This is a genomic window from Novosphingobium sp. (genome assembly GCF_040079535.1).
In the GTDB taxonomy this organism is placed as follows: Bacteria; Pseudomonadota; Alphaproteobacteria; order Sphingomonadales; family Sphingomonadaceae; genus Novosphingobium.
Window position 1 is genome coordinate 14,401 of the sequence record NZ_JBEBKB010000032.1, and the last position, 15,589, is coordinate 29,989.

Sequence of the window (15,589 nt, forward strand, 5' to 3'; positions counted from 1 at the left end):
GCGCCCGAATTGCCAATTGCGAGTTTGATCAACATATGAAAATCCGCCTTATCGCTGCAACCCTGATCGGCCTTACGCTGGCCGCAAGCCCGCTTGCCGCGCAGCCCGCACCTGTCCCGGCACCAGTACAGATGAGCGCATTTGTCGATCCGGATCCGGCCAAGGATCCTGAAAATATCCTGGTGCTTGATCTGTCAAATGGCGGGCGCGTGATGATCAGACTGATGCCCAGCTGGGCTCCGGGCCATGTTGACCGGATCAAAACGCTGACCCGGCAGGGCTTTTACAACGGGGTTGTGTTTCACCGCGTGATCGAAGGCTTCATGGCGCAGACCGGTGATCCCACCGGAACCGGCACTGGCGGTTCACAGATGCCCGATCTCAAGGCGGAATTCAATTTCATGCCGCACGTTCGCGGTACTGTATCGATGGCGCGGACCGATCAGCCCGATACCGCCAACAGCCAGTTTTTCGTGGTATTCTATCCGCGTTTCGCGCTCGATCATCGCTATACCAATTTTGGCCGGGTGATCGCCGGGATGGATGTGGTTGATACGATCCAGCTGGGCGAACCGCCGACGAACCCGACCAAGATTGTCCAGGCTTCGATCCTGGCTGATGGCAAAGCCGCCCCGCCGCGTCCGGTTGCAGCGCCCATTGCGCCGGCCGTTTCGGCAGATCAGCTGAACAATTCAACCTCTAATTGATCGCCAGCGTGCGCGTGATTGGTTTGCATGCGCGTTGATCTGTTCGATTTTGAGCTTCCGGCGGAAAGTATTGCGCTGCGCCCTGCGCGCCCGCGCGATGCGGCGCGGATGCTGGTGGTTGCGGGTGATGCCGCGTTCGCCGATCTGATCGTTTGCGATTTGCCGGGCCAGCTGCGGGCCGGTGATGTGCTGGTATTCAATGATACCCGCGTGATCCCGGCCCAGCTTGAAGGGCGGCGCGGTGATGCGAAAATCGGCGCAACGCTGCACAAGCGGATTGATCTGCGCCGGTGGCAGGCATTCGTGCGCAATGCCAAACGCCTGCGGACAGGCGATACGATCGATTTTGCCAATGACGTTCAGGCAACGGCTGAAGCGCAGTTGGAAGATGGCAGCTGGATTCTGGCTTTTCTGGGTGGTGAGCCGGTTGAGGTGCTGCTGGACCGGGCCGGACAGATGCCGCTGCCGCCCTATATCGCCAGCAAGCGCCCCACCGATGCGGCCGACAAGTCCGATTATCAAACGATGTTCGCCGCGCAGGATGGGGCGGTTGCCGCGCCCACCGCAGCGCTGCATTTCACGCCAGAACTGATGGCGGCGCTGGCGCAAGCCGGGGTGAAGAGCGAAACGGTGACGCTTCACGTCGGCGCGGGCACTTTTCTGCCGGTCAAGGTTGAAGACACTGCCGATCACAAGATGCATGCCGAATGGGGCACGGTTTCAGCCGGGGTTGCGGCCCGTTTGAATGCCGCGCGCCAGGCCGGGGGCAGGGTGATCGCGGTTGGCACCACCAGCCTGCGCCTGCTGGAAAGCGCGGCCGATGATGCCGGAACAATCCAGGCTTTCACGGGCGATACCGCGATCTTCATCACCCCTGGCTACCGCTTCAAAGGGGTGGACGGGCTGATGACCAATTTCCATTTACCCAAAAGCACGCTGTTCATGCTGGTAGCCTCGCTGATGGGGCGGGAACGGATGCAGGCCGCCTATGCCCATGCGGTTGGACAGGGTTATCGGTTCTACAGTTATGGGGATGCATCGCTGCTGTTGCCTTAGGGTCTGAACAGCGTTTTCGCGTCAATCACCTGATCAATCAGCGCTTCATCGTGGGGCAATTGTCCGTCGAGCATCAGCATCGCAAGACCGTGGACCAAGGCCCAGGCCTGAAGCATCAGCCGCTGCGCGCCAGCTTCATCGCCGGTTAGCTCGGTAGCGAATTGGCGCAGCATTCGCGCTGATCCGTTGTTCCCGAACACCGTCTGGCCAACTTCGCGGCATTGGCTGAAAACCAGTTTGAACAAGGCGGGATGCGCCAGTGCCCAGCGGACATAGGCGCGGCCTGTTGCGGCAAAGGCATGTTCGGGACCAGTGGCGGCGGCGGCTTTGGCCTGCCAGGCCGCCATCTGTTCAATTCCCGCCTGGGCCAGGGCTGCCATCAACGCATTCTTGTCTGGAAAGTGGCGATAGACCGCAGTGGGTGAAACGCCCACCTCGCGAGCCAATTGGCGCAGCGCAATTTCGCTGATATCCTGTGCTTCCAAGGCCTTGAGGCCAGCCTCTACCAATGCCGCGCGCAGATCGCCATGGTGATACGATTTCGATGTTGACACTGTTATCATAACCTATATGTTTACATCAGAAACATTAAAGAGAGACTCGCAACATGGCAAGTGCAGTTGAAACCGCGATCCGCGGTGTGGTCACCAAGGGTCTGACGACATTGGCCGGATTCAATCGCAACCGGATGGATGGCGCAGCCGAGCATACCTTTCTGACCGGAATCCACACTCCCATGCGTGAAGAACGGACGATCACCGATCTGACGGTTACTGGCGCTATCCCGGCCCAACTTGCCGGGCGCTATGTCCGGATCGGTCCAAACCCGTTCAAACCAGACCCGCGCGGGCATCATTGGTTCGTGGGCGATGGCATGGTCCACGGGGTGCGGCTGAGCGGCGGCAAGGCCGAATGGTATCGCAATCGCTATATCCGCTCTCAACAACTGGCGCAGCAGGGTGGACCTGCCGCTGCGCCGGGGCCGCGGTTGTCAGATCGCGATCTGGTCAACACCAATGTGGTGCAGATTGCCGACAAAATTTATGGAATAGTTGAGGCCGGATCAAATCCTGCGCAGCTCGATGAAAATCTGGAAACGGTTGCCTATTCCGATTTCGGCGGCACCTTGCAAAGCCCGTTCAGTGCGCATCCGCACGAAGATCCGCTGACCGGCGAATTTCACGCCATCACCTATCAAGGCACCGATCCAAATACAGTTTGGCACGTTGTGCTAGACAAAAGCGGCACGGTGATCCGGCAACAGCCGATCCCGGTTGAGCATGGCCCTTCGATCCACGAATGCACGATCACCAAGAATTATGTGGTGATCCTCGATCTGCCGGTGACCTTTTCGATGAAGGCGCTGATCGGGGGTGAGAAGTTCCCCTATCACTGGAATCCTGAACACAAGGCCCGGGTGGGATTGCTCCCGCGCCAGGGCAGTGCGGAACAGATTGTCTGGTGCGATGTTGATCCTTGCTATGTTTTCCACGTCGCCAATTCGTTTGAGGATGAGAGCGGCCGGGTGGTGATCGACAGTGCAGTCTATGCCACGATGTTTGAGCAGGGCTATGATGGCCCCAATGGCAAGCCGCTGGGGCTTGAACGGTGGACCTGTGATCCTGCCACCCGCAAGGTTGCGCGCACACCCATCGATCCTGCCCCGCAGGAATTCCCCCGCCCGGACGAACGCTTCTTTGGCCAAAACTATCGCTATGTCTGGTCGCTAGGATTGCCAGGCGAGGACGCGTTTCTGGGCGAGGCCCCGCTCTATCGCCACGATTTGCAAACTGGCGAGCGGCAGGTCCACGATTTCGGGCCCGGCAAGGTTCCCGGAGAATTCGTGTTCGTGCCGCGAAGCGCCGATGCGCCTGAAGGCGATGGGTGGTTGATGGGATATGTCATCGATGCAGTGGCCGAAACGACCGATCTGGTGATCCTCGATGCCAGCGATTTCAGCCAGCCGCCGGTTGCCGTGGTGCATATTCCGCACCGGATCCCGCCGGGCTTCCATGGCAATTGGCTGGCAGACCTTTGATATAGGTCATGACATGCACCTTCCCGCTGCCCTAGCAAGGTGCGGGGGGAAGCATGATCCATTCAAGACAGCCAATGATCGAAGCCGGGCTGATGCGCGCGGCTGAGGCACTGGGAGACATTACCCAGCCGGTGATGGATGCCTTCTATGCCCGTTTCCCTGATGCCCGCGCCAGTTTTGCGCATCATTCGCCGCGCAATCCGGGCAGCCTTGAAGCCGAAATGGTCGGCAATACGCTGTATTATGTGATGGGCTGGTTTGAAAATCCGATCGAGGCCCGGATCGCCTTTGATAGTTCGGTGCCCCACCACAAAGTTGCGCTGAATGTGCCGCCGGATTGGTATCGCGGGTTTATCGATGCGTTTCTGGATGTTGTGGAACCTGCCGCCGCAGCAGAGGGACCGGATGAGGCGGCGGCCTGGGCCGATCTGCGTGAAGGTTTGGTGGGGCTGGTAGAACGCAACCGTTTCCTTTAGCGCGCGCGGAATGACGCCGCGTTTCCAATTTTCCATCCATGCCACCGATGGCAAGGCCCGCACTGGCACAATCGCCATGCGCCGGGGCGAAATTCGCACACCGGCCTTCATGCCGGTGGGCACGGCTGCGACGGTTAAGGCGATGAAGCCCGAAGGGGTCCGGGCAAGCGGCGCTGACATTATCCTTGGAAACACCTATCACCTGATGCTGCGCCCCGGGGCAGAACGGGTGGCGCGGCTGGGCGGACTGCACAAATTCATGAACTGGGATCGTCCGATCCTGACCGATAGTGGCGGCTATCAGGTGATGAGCCTGTCTGAACTGCGCAAGATCACCGAGGAAGGCGTTACATTCGCCAGCCACATTGATGGTTCGCGCCATTTGCTGACCCCGGAACGATCGATGGAAATTCAGCGGCTGCTCGGCAGCGATATTGTGATGGCATTCGACGAATGCCCGCGCGCCGATGCCCCGCGCGATGTGATCGAGAAATCGATGCAGATGAGCATGCGCTGGGCGCAGCGGAGCCGGGCCGGGTTCGATGCTGGCGAAGAACATGCCGAACGTTCAGCCCTGTTCGGGATCCAGCAGGGCGCGCTGGTTGAAGCGCTGCGCCGGGAAAGCGCCGATGCGTTGCAAAATGTCGGCTTTGATGGCTATGCAATCGGCGGATTGGCTGTGGGTGAGGGGCAAGAGGCGATGTTCGGCGTGCTTGATTTTGCGCCGGATATGCTCCCCGCTGATCGCCCGCGTTATCTGATGGGGGTGGGCAAACCAGACGATCTGGTTGGCGCGGTGGAGCGCGGGATCGATATGTTCGATTGCGTGCTGCCAACCCGTTCCGGCCGCAACGGACAGGCTTTCACCTGGGACGGCGCAGTCAACATCCGCAACGCCCGCCACGCCGAAGATCCGGTCCCGCTTGATGAAAGCTGCCCGTGCGATGCCTGCCGCAATTACAGCCGGGCCTACTTGCACCACCTGATCAAAGCGGGTGAAATTTTGGGCGCCATGCTGCTGACCGAACACAATCTGACATTCTATCAGGGATTGATGGCCGGGATGCGCAAAGCGATCGCCGAACAGCGCTTTGCCAGCTTTGCGCGTGATTTCAGGGCGCGATATTTGGGCTAGACTCAACAAATTCGTATGCGGCCATTTCCCTTACGGCGCCACGGCCCTATAACCCCTGGATAACATCCCAATCCCCAGGGGAGCCTAAATTGGCCAAGACCAGTCTGAAAAGCACATCCGCAGCCGCCGATGAACCGTTTGCACTGCGCAGCCTTCAAGAAGCGCTTGAAGCCAGCCCGCGCTATGCGGCGAGCGATGACGAATTGCTGCGGTTTTATGAGCAGATGTTGCTGATCCGCCGGTTTGAGGAAAAGGCCGGCCAGCTGTATGGTTTGGGGCTGATTGGCGGGTTCTGCCATCTCTACATCGGGCAAGAAGCTGTGGCGGTTGGCCTGCAATCGGCTCTGGAAGCAGGCAAGGACAGCGTAATCACCGGCTACCGTGATCACGGCCATATGCTGGCCTATGGGATCGATCCCAAAGTTATCATGGCGGAATTGACCGGGCGCGCTGCCGGGATTTCCAAGGGCAAGGGCGGCTCGATGCACATGTTTTCGACCACCCACAAATTCTACGGCGGGCATGGCATTGTTGGTGCGCAGGTGCCGCTGGGGGCAGGGTTGGCCTTTGCCCATAAGTACCGCGAGGATGGCGGGATCTGCATGGCTTATTTCGGTGATGGAGCAGCCAACCAGGGACAGGTTTACGAAGCTTTCAACATGGCGGCGCTGTGGGATTTGCCAATCGTGTTCGTGGTTGAAAACAACGGATATGCGATGGGCACCGCCGTAACGCGCGGATCGGCCGAAACCCATTTCCACCGCCGCGGCACCGCATTCCGCATTCCGGGGATGAGCGTTAACGGGATGGACGTGCTTGAGGTTCGCGCAGCGGCAGAGATCGCCGCCAGCCATGTCCGTTCGGGCAAAGGGCCGGTCTTGATGGAATTGGTAACCTACCGGTATCGCGGCCACTCGATGTCGGATCCGGCCAAATACCGCAGCCGCGAAGAGGTCCAGGAAATGCGTGAAAAGCATGATCCGATTGACGCCGCCAAGACACAGCTTTTGTCACGCGGGATAAGCGAGGATCGCTTGAAGGAAATTGAAAAGGCAATCCGCGCCGCTGTTAATGAAAGCGCCGATTTTGCAGAAAATTCACCGGAGCCAGAGATGAGCGAACTTTACACCGACATTCTGGTGGAGCGCTACTGATGGGGATCGAGCTGAAGATGCCGGCGCTTTCGCCGACGATGGAAGAAGGCACCCTGGCCAAATGGCTGGTCAAGGAAGGCGATACGGTCAAATCGGGCGATATCCTGGCAGAGATCGAAACCGACAAGGCCACGATGGAATTCGAATCGATCGATGAAGGCGTGATCGGCAAGATTCTGGTGGCAGAAGGCACCGAAGGCGTGAAAGTCGGCACCGTTATCGCGGTGATCGGCGAGGGCGGATCGCAAGCCGCCCCGGCCAATACCGGGGCCGCAGCCAGCCAAGCGCCAGCGCCGCTTCAGGCGCCAGCACTTGCCGATCCCATTGCGGAGGCGGTTAGGCCTGACGTTACCCAGCGCCCGGCCGATCCCGCTATCCCCGCCGGCACAAACATGCGGCAGATCACCCTGCGCGAAGCCTTGCGCGATGCCATGGCTGAAGAAATGCGCCGCGACGACCGCGTGTTTGTGATGGGCGAGGAAGTGGCGCAGTATCAGGGCGCCTACAAGGTGACCCAAGGGCTGCTCGATGAATTTGGTGCGAAACGGGTGATTGATACCCCGATCACCGAATATGGCTTTGCCGGGATCGGAACCGGCGCAGCGATGGGTGGGCTTCGGCCGATCGTTGAATTCATGACCTTCAACTTTGCGATGCAGGCAATCGATCATGTGATCAATTCCGCCGCGAAGACCAATTACATGTCGGGCGGGCAGATGCGCTGCCCGATCGTGTTTCGCGGCCCCAATGGTGCCGCCAGCCGGGTGGGGGCGCAGCACAGCCAGAACTATGCTCCGTGGTATTCCGCCGTACCAGGCTTGATCGTGATTGCGCCATACGATGCCGCCGACGCCAAAGGGCTGCTCAAGGCCGCAATCCGCAGCGACGATCCGGTCGTCTTTCTGGAAAACGAGCTGCTTTATGGCCGCAGCTTTGAACTGCCCGAACTGGACGATCATGTGCTGCCAATCGGCAAGGCCCGGATCATGCGCGAAGGGCGCGACGTGACGATTGTCAGCTATTCAATCGGGGTTGGCTTGTCGCTCGAAGCGGCTGAGGCATTGGCGGCAGAAGGCATCGAGGCCGAAGTGATCGATCTGCGCACGCTGCGTCCGCTTGACAAGGAAACGGTCCTGGCCTCGCTTGCCAAGACCAACCGGATGGTTGTGGCAGAGGAAGGCTGGCCGCAATGCGGCATCGCCAGCGAGATTATCGCGATCTGCATGGAAGAGGGTTTCGACCATCTCGACGCGCCAGTCTTGCGGGTTTGCGATGAGGACGTTCCGTTGCCCTATGCTGCCAACCTTGAAAAGGCCGCGATCATTGATGCACCGCGGATTGTGGCAGCGGTCAAGCGGGTTTGCTATCGCTGACCCTAGCTTACCAGCCCCTTGGCGCTGACCACCATGTTGCCTTTCAGCGTGTCGCACTTTTGCACGGGATCGGGCTTACCCGCATCGCGCTGATAGATCTGGGTCAGATCACGGTTGTCGCGCACGGTGAATGAGGCGATGGCATGGATATCGCGGTTGGTAATGATCTTGGATGAAATCAGCGGCTGATAGGTGTAATTTACCTGGACATAGATCACCGCGTCACCCGCTTGCGCGACCACTTTTTCAGTCGATGGGCCGATCCCGGTGGTGCCAAGATCGGTGCCTTCGGTGCCATAGCTTGAAGCGACGTTCTTGGCGCCGCGACAACGCTGCCAGTGAATGTACTGGCTCTCGCTGCCACCAGCGGTTGCAACCTTCACTTCAACGCTGGAAATGAACACCCGTGCATTATCATAGAGGCTTATCGATTTGCCGCTTTGAAGCTGCGCGCCATAGAAAACGTCGTTGATGTCGCTTTCATAGATCTTGCGGTTCTGGAGCGAGGACGTGTCACCAATCCGTGATCCGTTGTCGGCCAGTTGCAGGGCCAGTTGGCTGACCTTCATATTGACCAGCGCATAGTTGGCCATCTCTGCCCCCCACAGCCCGGCGGTTAGCAAAAGCGGCAGACCCAGCGCAAACTCGGTCATCGCTACGCCAGATGTGCTGCGGGAAAGGCGTTTCAGGTGCTGAACCATGCTCATGTGCAATTCCCGGCCCCCGCAGCACCGCCGCCCTTGGACATGCCGTAGGGCTGATTGCGCAGCACATTGATGGCGGTCATCGTCATGGTTTTTGATTGGCCAGGAATAAACGCGGCGAGCGGGAAGGTCCGGGGATAGGTTACCGTCACCGTATAGAGCACAGCATCGCGGGCCGATCCGAACCCGGCGCTGCCGGTGTCAGAATCCCAGGTGCCGTTCTTGTTGGCATCTTCAAACGCCTCGCCTGCATCGCAGGTGTTGTTTGCGTTCACATCGTCATAGTTTTCCGGCCGGGAAACCGAGGTGAAATTGGAATAGGCTTTGCGGCTGAAGGTCAATGTTGATCCGGGCGCGATTACTTTCACGGCATTGGTTACTATGCCATCGAGATGGGCCGTGCTGGAAGCCGCCCCTTCGATCGTGGAATCGCGCGCGGCCTTCTGGATTGCACCGTGCAGCATTTGCGACGTGTACATATTGTGGCCAAGGTCAAACAGACCCATCATGGTCATCAACAGCACCGGCGCGACCATCGCAAATTCGACAATCGTTGCGCCGGATGTGTCGGCCAGCAGCCGGGCAGGGCTTCGCGCAATCACTTGCTGATCCTCAAATCGCCCATCTGCGCAGCAATCTTGCTGAAAATGTCATTGAGTTCAGCTGAATTCTTGGCTTCGAAGAAGTGTCCTGCGCCCGCGCAATCAGTCATGATCGGATTGAGCGACATGCCAAAGCCGATCACCCAGACTGTGATGTTGCGCTTTTTCACTTCCTCACAGGCCACCCCAAAACGCTTTTCAACCACTTGAGTAAGCGTCAATCCCAGCTTGGGTGATTTGGGGTTCCAGCGCCGGCCATCCAGCGGTTCAATGCCATAGGTGCCATAGGCAATGTCCATCGGCATGGTAAGCCCGTCGGTCAGGAAGATCATGTGGCGGCTGGTTGTCTTGCCGCCAACATCAACATTGTCACTGGCGAACAGGCCGGTGGGAGAGAGCAGGCGGCCACCCCAGATCATCCCGATATCGTGATACGTAGAGCCTTCGGCCACCAATGTATCGAGGTACGAATTGACATCGCCGCTGGTCATCTCTGCCAGCTTGCGCGCCGGCGCAGGGCAGCCGGAAAGCCCGGCCCATCCGGCCATCAGGTAATCGTTGGGTGAATTTGCCGGAGACTTGAACGTACCGCTGCCATCCCACCAGATTTCAGGCTCAAACGAAATCTCGTTCAGCATCGGGCGCCACTGGGTTTTCGCATTTCCCTTGGTCGGAACCAGATCGATATCGAGATCGAGCGCCTTGCTTAGATCGACACTGCTGTAATTGTCGATTTCATAGGTATCGCGCTCTTCCACGCAGCCTCTGAACCAGGCATCGATATCGCCCGGATTGGGGCTGGGTGAACCATACATCTTGACCTTGACCATTGCCGAGACCGGCGGATCGTTACCGGTGGGGCCCTTCAGGAACGCAAGGTTCTGGGAAACCGGCTTATAGGTCCATTCATAGTCCCGGCGCGTCCCAACCATCGTTGGGCTGCGCACATAGTTGCTGGTGTATGAATCGTATGTGGTTCCCGAGATGGTGAAAGTCGATCCGTCTGCGCCAATATCGCAATAATAGTATGATCCCGTGTAGGTAACAGTTCCTGTGCCGCTGCCATCCGGATTGTCTACAACGTTGGTATAAGTTGCCAGAAAATCATCATCGGGACAGGATTCGGCATCGTACGGAGCGATCCAGGTGCTGGTCCCGCTTACATAGGTCCAGACAATGTCGTTGTAATTGTAGCTGATATCCTTGCCGGTATCGCGCGGGATGCGACCATTATAGTTCCAATCATCAACCAGCCAGTCGGATTTGAGCGAGAACCCAACATTGACATTGTTGGAATAGGGCACAAAACCATAGCGCAGCCGGGTTCCCGGGCTTTTGCTGCCTTCCATCTGGGTGTGGAAATTGCGCACCACCTGCTTCAATCCGTCAAGCTTGCTTACTGTGTCGCCATCATTTTTGCTGCGCATCGAACCCGTGGTATCGAGCACGAACATCACATCGGTGTTTGAAAAATTGAGCTTGGCCTGGCAGCTTGCGTCAACCGAGACGTTCTTGTAGCCAAACATGCCCATGATGGTCGTCGGCACATCGACATGCGCCACCCCGGTTATGGCGTAGTCAGCCTCTAGCGTCATCGTGAAGCTGCGGTTTTTGGTGGCATAGGCGCCGGTCCGGAAGTTCTGGTTGAAAAACGCATCACCCACGGTCTTGACGTTCGCCGGGGGCGTGCCGGTTAGCGCGATCGTGGTTCCCAACTTTTTGCGGGCGGCCAGCACCCCGGAATCGCAAGCCTGCTGCAATCGCGATTGAGCCAGATAGCTCCGCCCCATGTCCACCCCGCCGCCAACCAGCGCCATCAGCGGAATGATCGCGGCGGCGATCATCGCCAGCGTGTTGCCCGCATTATCGCGGGCAAGCTTGCCCAGCAGGCTCGTCGCGTTGGTTGGTCTTGCTTTGCGGCTTGGTTCAGACATCGGTTGGCCCAGACAATACGGATTTCTACGTTTTCAGCCATAACGACCAGACGTAAGTCATTGTTGAACAACGATGGTTAACAAATTTACCGTTCGAGGAAGGTGTTGTTGCTTCATCGCCAGCCAGTTTGACGGGCAGCTGTGTTGGCGCGGCCGAATTACTGACCCAGACCGGACGGATCGCGGCGATTGGCAGCCAAGAAATGGCGATGATGCTCAATTAGCCGCAAGATACAGGGCTGCCCTGGATTTCCAGCTTGATTGCCAATGTGCCGACAGTGTTGGGCCAGGTGGCAAGTGCTGTCAGGCTGTCATTTTCCAGCAAATAGTTCGAATTCGAAGCTCCGGCTTTGGGCTTGATCATGATATCCTCGTCGGTAGTCCGCAGTGCGCCAGAATGCTCGCACTGCCGTCAATGCTAAATTGATGCCGGTTTCCCGATTGAAATCAGGCAAGCCGAAAAGTCTGGGTGAGCGCAAAAGGTAGATGGAGATGTCGCAGTATCTTCTCTCTGAAGGCTCTGGGTTAACAGCTGTTTAGTGGCGATTGATTAATTCGCCGCGTGGTTGCCTTGAAAGTAAGGTCGGATAGACTGCGCAGCCATGCCCGATCCCCACCTGCTGGCCTTGCTGCCCCCGGACCGCCGTCTTGCTCTGGCCTATGCGCCGCGCGCCACAAAAGCTCTGTTTCTGGGGCTGTTTGCGCTTGATGCGCGGCTGGCCGCGATCGTTGGGTCCGCGCGCGAACCGCTGCTGGCCCAGATGAAACTTGCGTGGTGGCGTGAGCAATTGGGCAAGCCATTGGAGCAGCGGGCAACGGGTGAACCGCTGTTGGCGGCATTGGCGCCTTGGGATGCGGCCGGGTCCGAACTGGCGGTATTGGCTGATGGCTGGGAGAGCCTGCTGGGAGATGAGCAGAACGATGCCGCGCGTCACCTGGCCTTCGCCCAGGCACGGGGGCAGGCTTTGGCCAGTATGGCCAGTCTGGTTGGCGGCAATCCAGATGAAGCCCGCCGCGCCGCTGAATGCTGGGCGCTGGCCGATCTGATGGAACATGCTGCAAGCCAGGGGGGGCAATCGCTGGTCAATCAGTCTGAAACAGGCGCGCCGGCCAAACGGCCGGCATTGGGCCCTAGTATGCGGCCATTACTGGTGCTTTGGGGACTTTCGCGGCGCAGCCTCAATCGTGCAGGTGCGGCGCAGGGAACTGGGGGATTACTGCTTGCAATGCGGCTTGGCATGCTGGGTATTTAGCATATACCAAGCACACTTGCGGAGTGTTGGGCATGAACAGGACAATTCTGGGTGCGGTTTCGGCTTTGCTGCTTGCCGGGGCTGGATTGTTCTGGTGGCAGGGGCAGGCCTCAATCGATGCCAATGCGCCGCCGCCGCCGGTTGCGACCGGGTTCGAGGATGATGAGCCCACTGGCTTGCCGCTGGAAGAACTGCCGGATGAGGACGGCGCGGGAATTCGCGGTGCGGCGCCGCCCGATGCAGCGGATCCATCCAAAGAGGCAAAACGGTTTAACCGGGTTGACCGGAACCGCGATAATATGGTCAGCCGCACCGAAATGCTGCAGCCGCGCGTTGCCGCGTTTCGCAAACTCGATACCGATCACAACAATCTGCTCAGTTTTGAAGAATGGTCGGTGGCAACCAACAATCGTTTCAAAGGGGCGGACGGCAATGGGGATGGCGCGCTGACCCGTGGAGAATTTGCCGCAACCCGGCCCAAGCCATCGAAAAAGCCGGCCTGCCGCTGCTGATTAGGCGCTAGCCAAAACCGGGCTGGTACTGCGCCACAGCGCCAGATCAGCTTTTGCACGATCGGTATAGGCGGCCTTGCGCTGCTTTTTCCGGATATCGCCAAGGGTTGGAAACAGGCCGAAATTGATATTCATCGGCTGATATGTTTCGGCTTCGGCATCCCCTGTAATGTGGCTGAGCAAGGCCCCCAGGGCGGTTGTTTGGGGTGGGCCAAGCCATTCGTCACCGGTCAGCTCTGCCGCGGTCATCAGCCCGGCCAGCAAACCCACCGAAGCGCTTTCAACATAACCTTCGCACCCGGTGATCTGCCCGGCAAAGCGCACATGCGGTGCGCTTTTCAGGCGCAGCTGGCGATCAAGCAGTTCTGGCGAATTGAGGAAAGTATTGCGGTGCAATCCGCCCAGCCGCGCGAACTCTGCATTTTCCAGGCCCGGAATGGTGCGCAGCAGGCGGACCTGCTCGGCATGCTTGAGCTTGGTTTGAAAGCCCACCATGTTCCACAGCGTTCCCAGCTTGTTGTCCTGGCGCAGCTGCACCACGGCATAGGGCCAGCGCCCGCTGGGATGCTCTGGCGTGGCCCAATGCGGGTTATCCAGCCCAACCGGCTTCATCGGGCCAAACCGCAAGGTTTCCACGCCGCGCGATGCCATTACCTCGATGGGCATGCAGCCTTCGAAGTAGGGGGTATTGGCTTCCCATTCGCGAAATTCGGTTTTCTCACCGTCCATCAGACCTTGGTGAAAGGCATAGTACTGCTCGCGGGTCATCGGGCAGTTGATGTAATCCTTGCCGCCCTTATCCCAGCGGGCGGCCATCCAGGCCACGTCCATGTTGATCGAATCGCGATGGATGATCGGTGCGATCGCGTCAAAAAAGGCCAGGCTATCTGCCCCTGTGGCAGAGCCGATGCTTTGGGCGAGGGCAGCCGCAGTGAGCGGGCCGGTAGCGACGATTGTAAGACCAGCTGCGGGTAGAACATCGATCCTTTCACGCACCACTTCCAGCGTGGGCTGCGCAGCAAGGGCTTGTTCCACTTCGGCCGAAAAGACATCGCGATCAACCGCCAGCGCCGATCCGGCCGGAACCTGTGCCACCACGGCAGCGCGCATCACCAGTGAATCCAGCTGCCGCATTTCGTGGTGGAGCAGGCCTACTGCATTGTTCTCATGATCGTCGGATCGAAAGCTGTTGGAACAGACCAGTTCGGCCAGGCCCGCACCCTGATGCGCCGGGGTGCTATCGCCGCCGCCGCGCATTTCCGAAAGGCGCACACGCACACCGCGCTTGGCCAGTTGCCAGGCCGCCTCGGTGCCAGCCAGGCCGCCGCCGATGATGTGAACGTCAGGGGTCAAGGAAGCTCTGGCTGGAGCAAGCGATGCAGATGGACCACAACATATTTCATTTCGGCATTATCAACCGTGCGCTGCGCGCTGCTGCGCCAAGCGTCTTCCGCTTCGGAATAATTGTCAAAGACGCCGACATAATCCATCTGATCAAGATCGACGAATTCAAGGCCTTGCGGGTTTTTGACCCGGCCACCAATGACAAGGTGCAGTTTCTGACTGCTCATACGCGTAGCCTTGGGGAAAGAGGAAGGCGCGCCCATAGTGCCGGGCGCGGCTTCGCGCAAGGGCAGCGCCCTATTTGCGCAGCTTTGCGGCCAGCCTGATTGCTTCACCAGCCAGACGCACGCCCTTGCTGCGGGCAGAGCCACCAGCGCGGACGGCGCGTTGCCGCAGCGGGGTGGTGCGTTCGCCCAGTTCAGACAGGCCATCGCGGCCGGCATCGGCGGCACGATCACGCGCTTGCTTGCTCAGCACCAGGCCAAGTTCGGCGGCTGCAGCAGCCAGGCCCATGGCGCGCCGGCCAGCCTTGCCGCCCGCACCCTTGGGCAATATTGCACCGGCCAGCAGGCCAAGGCCAATCCCGGCGGCCACGGTCAGCATCGGATATTCTGCGGCCAGGCTGCGATAGTCTTCTGGCGGGTAACGATCGGGCAAAGGCTCGCGCCTGGGCAGGGCAGGCAGGCTGCCGCTTTCACGGTTTAGCCGATCCTGCGATGCGGCAATGCTTTGCTTGATGCGGCTGCGGCGGTCTTCGGCTTCACTCACTTGGGTTACTCCTGATCCTCAGGCTCGGCGCTAGCCGGGCGATCCTGAACCTCATCTGGCCCAGAGCCCAGAATCCGGCGGGCCAGATCAAACAGTGGGTTGCGCAAGAACCACAGCAGCAAGACCGCCACCGTTCCGGCGATGATCCCTTTGCTTTCGCCCGCAACGTCAAGCGCGGTATCCAGCGCCTTTCGGCTTTCAGCTGCGGCTTTGGCCTTGATCCGATCCGGCACTCCGCGGGCTTGATAGTCCGCCTTTACTTGTGCCAGCCGCCGATCAAACAGCCCGCGCGCTGAACGGCGCACGGCGCGGTCTTCGCCCAGGCGGCGTTCGGCTTCGTTCACGGCGCGGGATCCTGCTTGGCCAATTGGCTGGCCATCCGTTTCCACCGGCGCGCGGCGGCCATCGCCGAAAGTCCGGTTGCCAGTGAAAGTCCCAGCACCATCACCGCCGTGGCCAGCCACGGTCCAATGCTGGCAGACAAGGCCAGGGTGAGCCCCAGAACCAGCGCCATCAGCGTGAAGAACACCAGC

The 15,589-nt window shown here is 59.3% G+C and carries 20 protein-coding genes; 9 read left to right on the forward strand and 11 right to left on the reverse strand.

Annotated elements, in window-relative coordinates; genetic code table 11:
- Window positions 1-35 precede the first annotated feature (35 nt).
- On the forward strand, window positions 36-707 hold the full coding sequence (locus ABL914_RS10375; RefSeq protein ID WP_391563110.1) for a peptidylprolyl isomerase: 672 nt from the start codon (window positions 36-38) through the stop codon (window positions 705-707).
- 27 nt (window positions 708-734) lie between these two features.
- Window positions 735-1,763, forward strand: coding sequence for a tRNA preQ1(34) S-adenosylmethionine ribosyltransferase-isomerase QueA (gene queA, locus ABL914_RS10380; protein ID WP_391563111.1), 1,029 nt, complete (start codon window positions 735-737; stop codon window positions 1,761-1,763).
- On the opposite strand, the gene ABL914_RS10385 is transcribed toward queA, so the two are convergent.
- On the reverse strand, window positions 1,760-2,326 hold the full coding sequence (locus ABL914_RS10385; protein ID WP_391563112.1) for a TetR/AcrR family transcriptional regulator: 567 nt from the start codon (window positions 2,324-2,326) through the stop codon (window positions 1,760-1,762). The two genes, queA and ABL914_RS10385, sit on opposite strands and share 4 nt — an antisense overlap.
- A 44-nt stretch (window positions 2,327-2,370) precedes the next feature.
- Here ABL914_RS10385 and ABL914_RS10390 point away from each other — a divergent pair, with 44 nt between their 5' ends.
- The 5 genes from ABL914_RS10390 (at window position 2,371) to ABL914_RS10410 (ending at window position 7,939) form a co-directional block, all read left to right on the forward strand.
- The gene (locus ABL914_RS10390; protein WP_391563113.1) at window positions 2,371-3,801 is read left to right on the forward strand and encodes a carotenoid oxygenase family protein; all 1,431 of its coding nucleotides are present in this window, start codon (window positions 2,371-2,373) and stop codon (window positions 3,799-3,801) included.
- A 53-nt stretch (window positions 3,802-3,854) separates the two neighbouring features.
- Window positions 3,855-4,277, forward strand: coding sequence for a hypothetical protein (locus ABL914_RS10395; RefSeq protein WP_391563114.1), 423 nt, complete (start codon window positions 3,855-3,857; stop codon window positions 4,275-4,277).
- A 10-nt stretch (window positions 4,278-4,287) separates the two neighbouring features.
- Window positions 4,288-5,412, forward strand: a complete 1,125-nt coding sequence (tgt, locus tag ABL914_RS10400; RefSeq protein ID WP_391563115.1) for a tRNA guanosine(34) transglycosylase Tgt — start codon at window positions 4,288-4,290, stop codon at window positions 5,410-5,412.
- An 89-nt stretch (window positions 5,413-5,501) separates the two neighbouring features.
- A complete protein-coding gene (pdhA, locus tag ABL914_RS10405) occupies window positions 5,502-6,566 on the forward strand; it encodes a pyruvate dehydrogenase (acetyl-transferring) E1 component subunit alpha (RefSeq protein ID WP_391563116.1) in 1,065 nt (354 codons plus the stop codon).
- Entirely contained in the window at window positions 6,566-7,939 is a 1,374-nt protein-coding gene (locus ABL914_RS10410; protein WP_391563117.1) for a pyruvate dehydrogenase complex E1 component subunit beta, read from the forward strand. The genes pdhA and ABL914_RS10410 overlap by 1 nt, the downstream gene beginning before the upstream one ends.
- A 2-nt stretch (window positions 7,940-7,941) precedes the next feature.
- Here the strand turns inward: ABL914_RS10410 and ABL914_RS10415 are convergent, their stop codons facing one another.
- Genes ABL914_RS10415 through ABL914_RS10435 form a run of 5 tightly spaced genes read right to left on the reverse strand, consistent with a single transcriptional unit; the run spans window position 7,942 to window position 11,543 of the window.
- The gene (locus ABL914_RS10415) at window positions 7,942-8,646 is read right to left on the reverse strand and encodes a TadE/TadG family type IV pilus assembly protein (RefSeq protein WP_391563118.1); all 705 of its coding nucleotides are present in this window, start codon (window positions 8,644-8,646) and stop codon (window positions 7,942-7,944) included.
- Entirely contained in the window at window positions 8,643-9,245 is a 603-nt protein-coding gene (locus tag ABL914_RS10420; protein WP_391563119.1) for a TadE/TadG family type IV pilus assembly protein, read from the reverse strand. The genes ABL914_RS10415 and ABL914_RS10420 overlap by 4 nt, the downstream gene beginning before the upstream one ends.
- Complete coding sequence (locus tag ABL914_RS10425) at window positions 9,242-11,179, reverse strand: pilus assembly protein TadG-related protein (protein WP_391563120.1); 1,938 nt, start codon at window positions 11,177-11,179, stop codon at window positions 9,242-9,244. Before ABL914_RS10425 ends, ABL914_RS10420 begins: the two co-directional genes overlap by 4 nt.
- Before the next feature lie 25 nt (window positions 11,180-11,204).
- A complete protein-coding gene (locus ABL914_RS10430; RefSeq protein ID WP_391563121.1) occupies window positions 11,205-11,399 on the reverse strand; it encodes a hypothetical protein in 195 nt (64 codons plus the stop codon).
- On the reverse strand, window positions 11,400-11,543 hold the full coding sequence (locus ABL914_RS10435; RefSeq protein WP_391563122.1) for a hypothetical protein: 144 nt from the start codon (window positions 11,541-11,543) through the stop codon (window positions 11,400-11,402).
- A gap of 238 nt (window positions 11,544-11,781) precedes the next feature.
- Between ABL914_RS10435 and ABL914_RS10440 the strand changes: the two genes are divergently transcribed.
- Both ABL914_RS10440 and ABL914_RS10445 read left to right on the forward strand, forming a co-directional pair.
- On the forward strand, window positions 11,782-12,432 hold the full coding sequence (locus tag ABL914_RS10440) for a hypothetical protein (RefSeq protein ID WP_391563123.1): 651 nt from the start codon (window positions 11,782-11,784) through the stop codon (window positions 12,430-12,432).
- 32 nt (window positions 12,433-12,464) lie between these two features.
- A complete protein-coding gene (locus ABL914_RS10445) occupies window positions 12,465-12,944 on the forward strand; it encodes a hypothetical protein (RefSeq protein ID WP_391563124.1) in 480 nt (159 codons plus the stop codon).
- On the opposite strand, the gene trmFO is transcribed toward ABL914_RS10445, so the two are convergent.
- From trmFO to ABL914_RS10470, 5 genes are all read right to left on the reverse strand, one after another.
- Window positions 12,945-14,297: a methylenetetrahydrofolate--tRNA-(uracil(54)-C(5))-methyltransferase (FADH(2)-oxidizing) TrmFO gene (gene trmFO / locus ABL914_RS10450; RefSeq protein ID WP_391563125.1), complete on the reverse strand. Its 1,353-nt coding sequence runs from the start codon at window positions 14,295-14,297 to the stop codon at window positions 12,945-12,947.
- On the reverse strand, window positions 14,294-14,515 hold the full coding sequence (locus tag ABL914_RS10455; protein WP_391563126.1) for a DUF4170 domain-containing protein: 222 nt from the start codon (window positions 14,513-14,515) through the stop codon (window positions 14,294-14,296). The genes trmFO and ABL914_RS10455 overlap by 4 nt, the downstream gene beginning before the upstream one ends.
- 70 nt (window positions 14,516-14,585) lie before the next feature.
- On the reverse strand, window positions 14,586-15,056 hold the full coding sequence (locus ABL914_RS10460) for a hypothetical protein (RefSeq protein WP_391563127.1): 471 nt from the start codon (window positions 15,054-15,056) through the stop codon (window positions 14,586-14,588).
- A 5-nt stretch (window positions 15,057-15,061) separates the two neighbouring features.
- A complete protein-coding gene (locus tag ABL914_RS10465; RefSeq protein WP_391563128.1) occupies window positions 15,062-15,400 on the reverse strand; it encodes a hypothetical protein in 339 nt (112 codons plus the stop codon).
- Window positions 15,397-15,589 (reverse strand): hypothetical protein (locus tag ABL914_RS10470; RefSeq protein WP_391563129.1); only part of this gene is annotated, 193 nt, incomplete at its 5' end. The genes ABL914_RS10470 and ABL914_RS10465, both read right to left, overlap by 4 nt.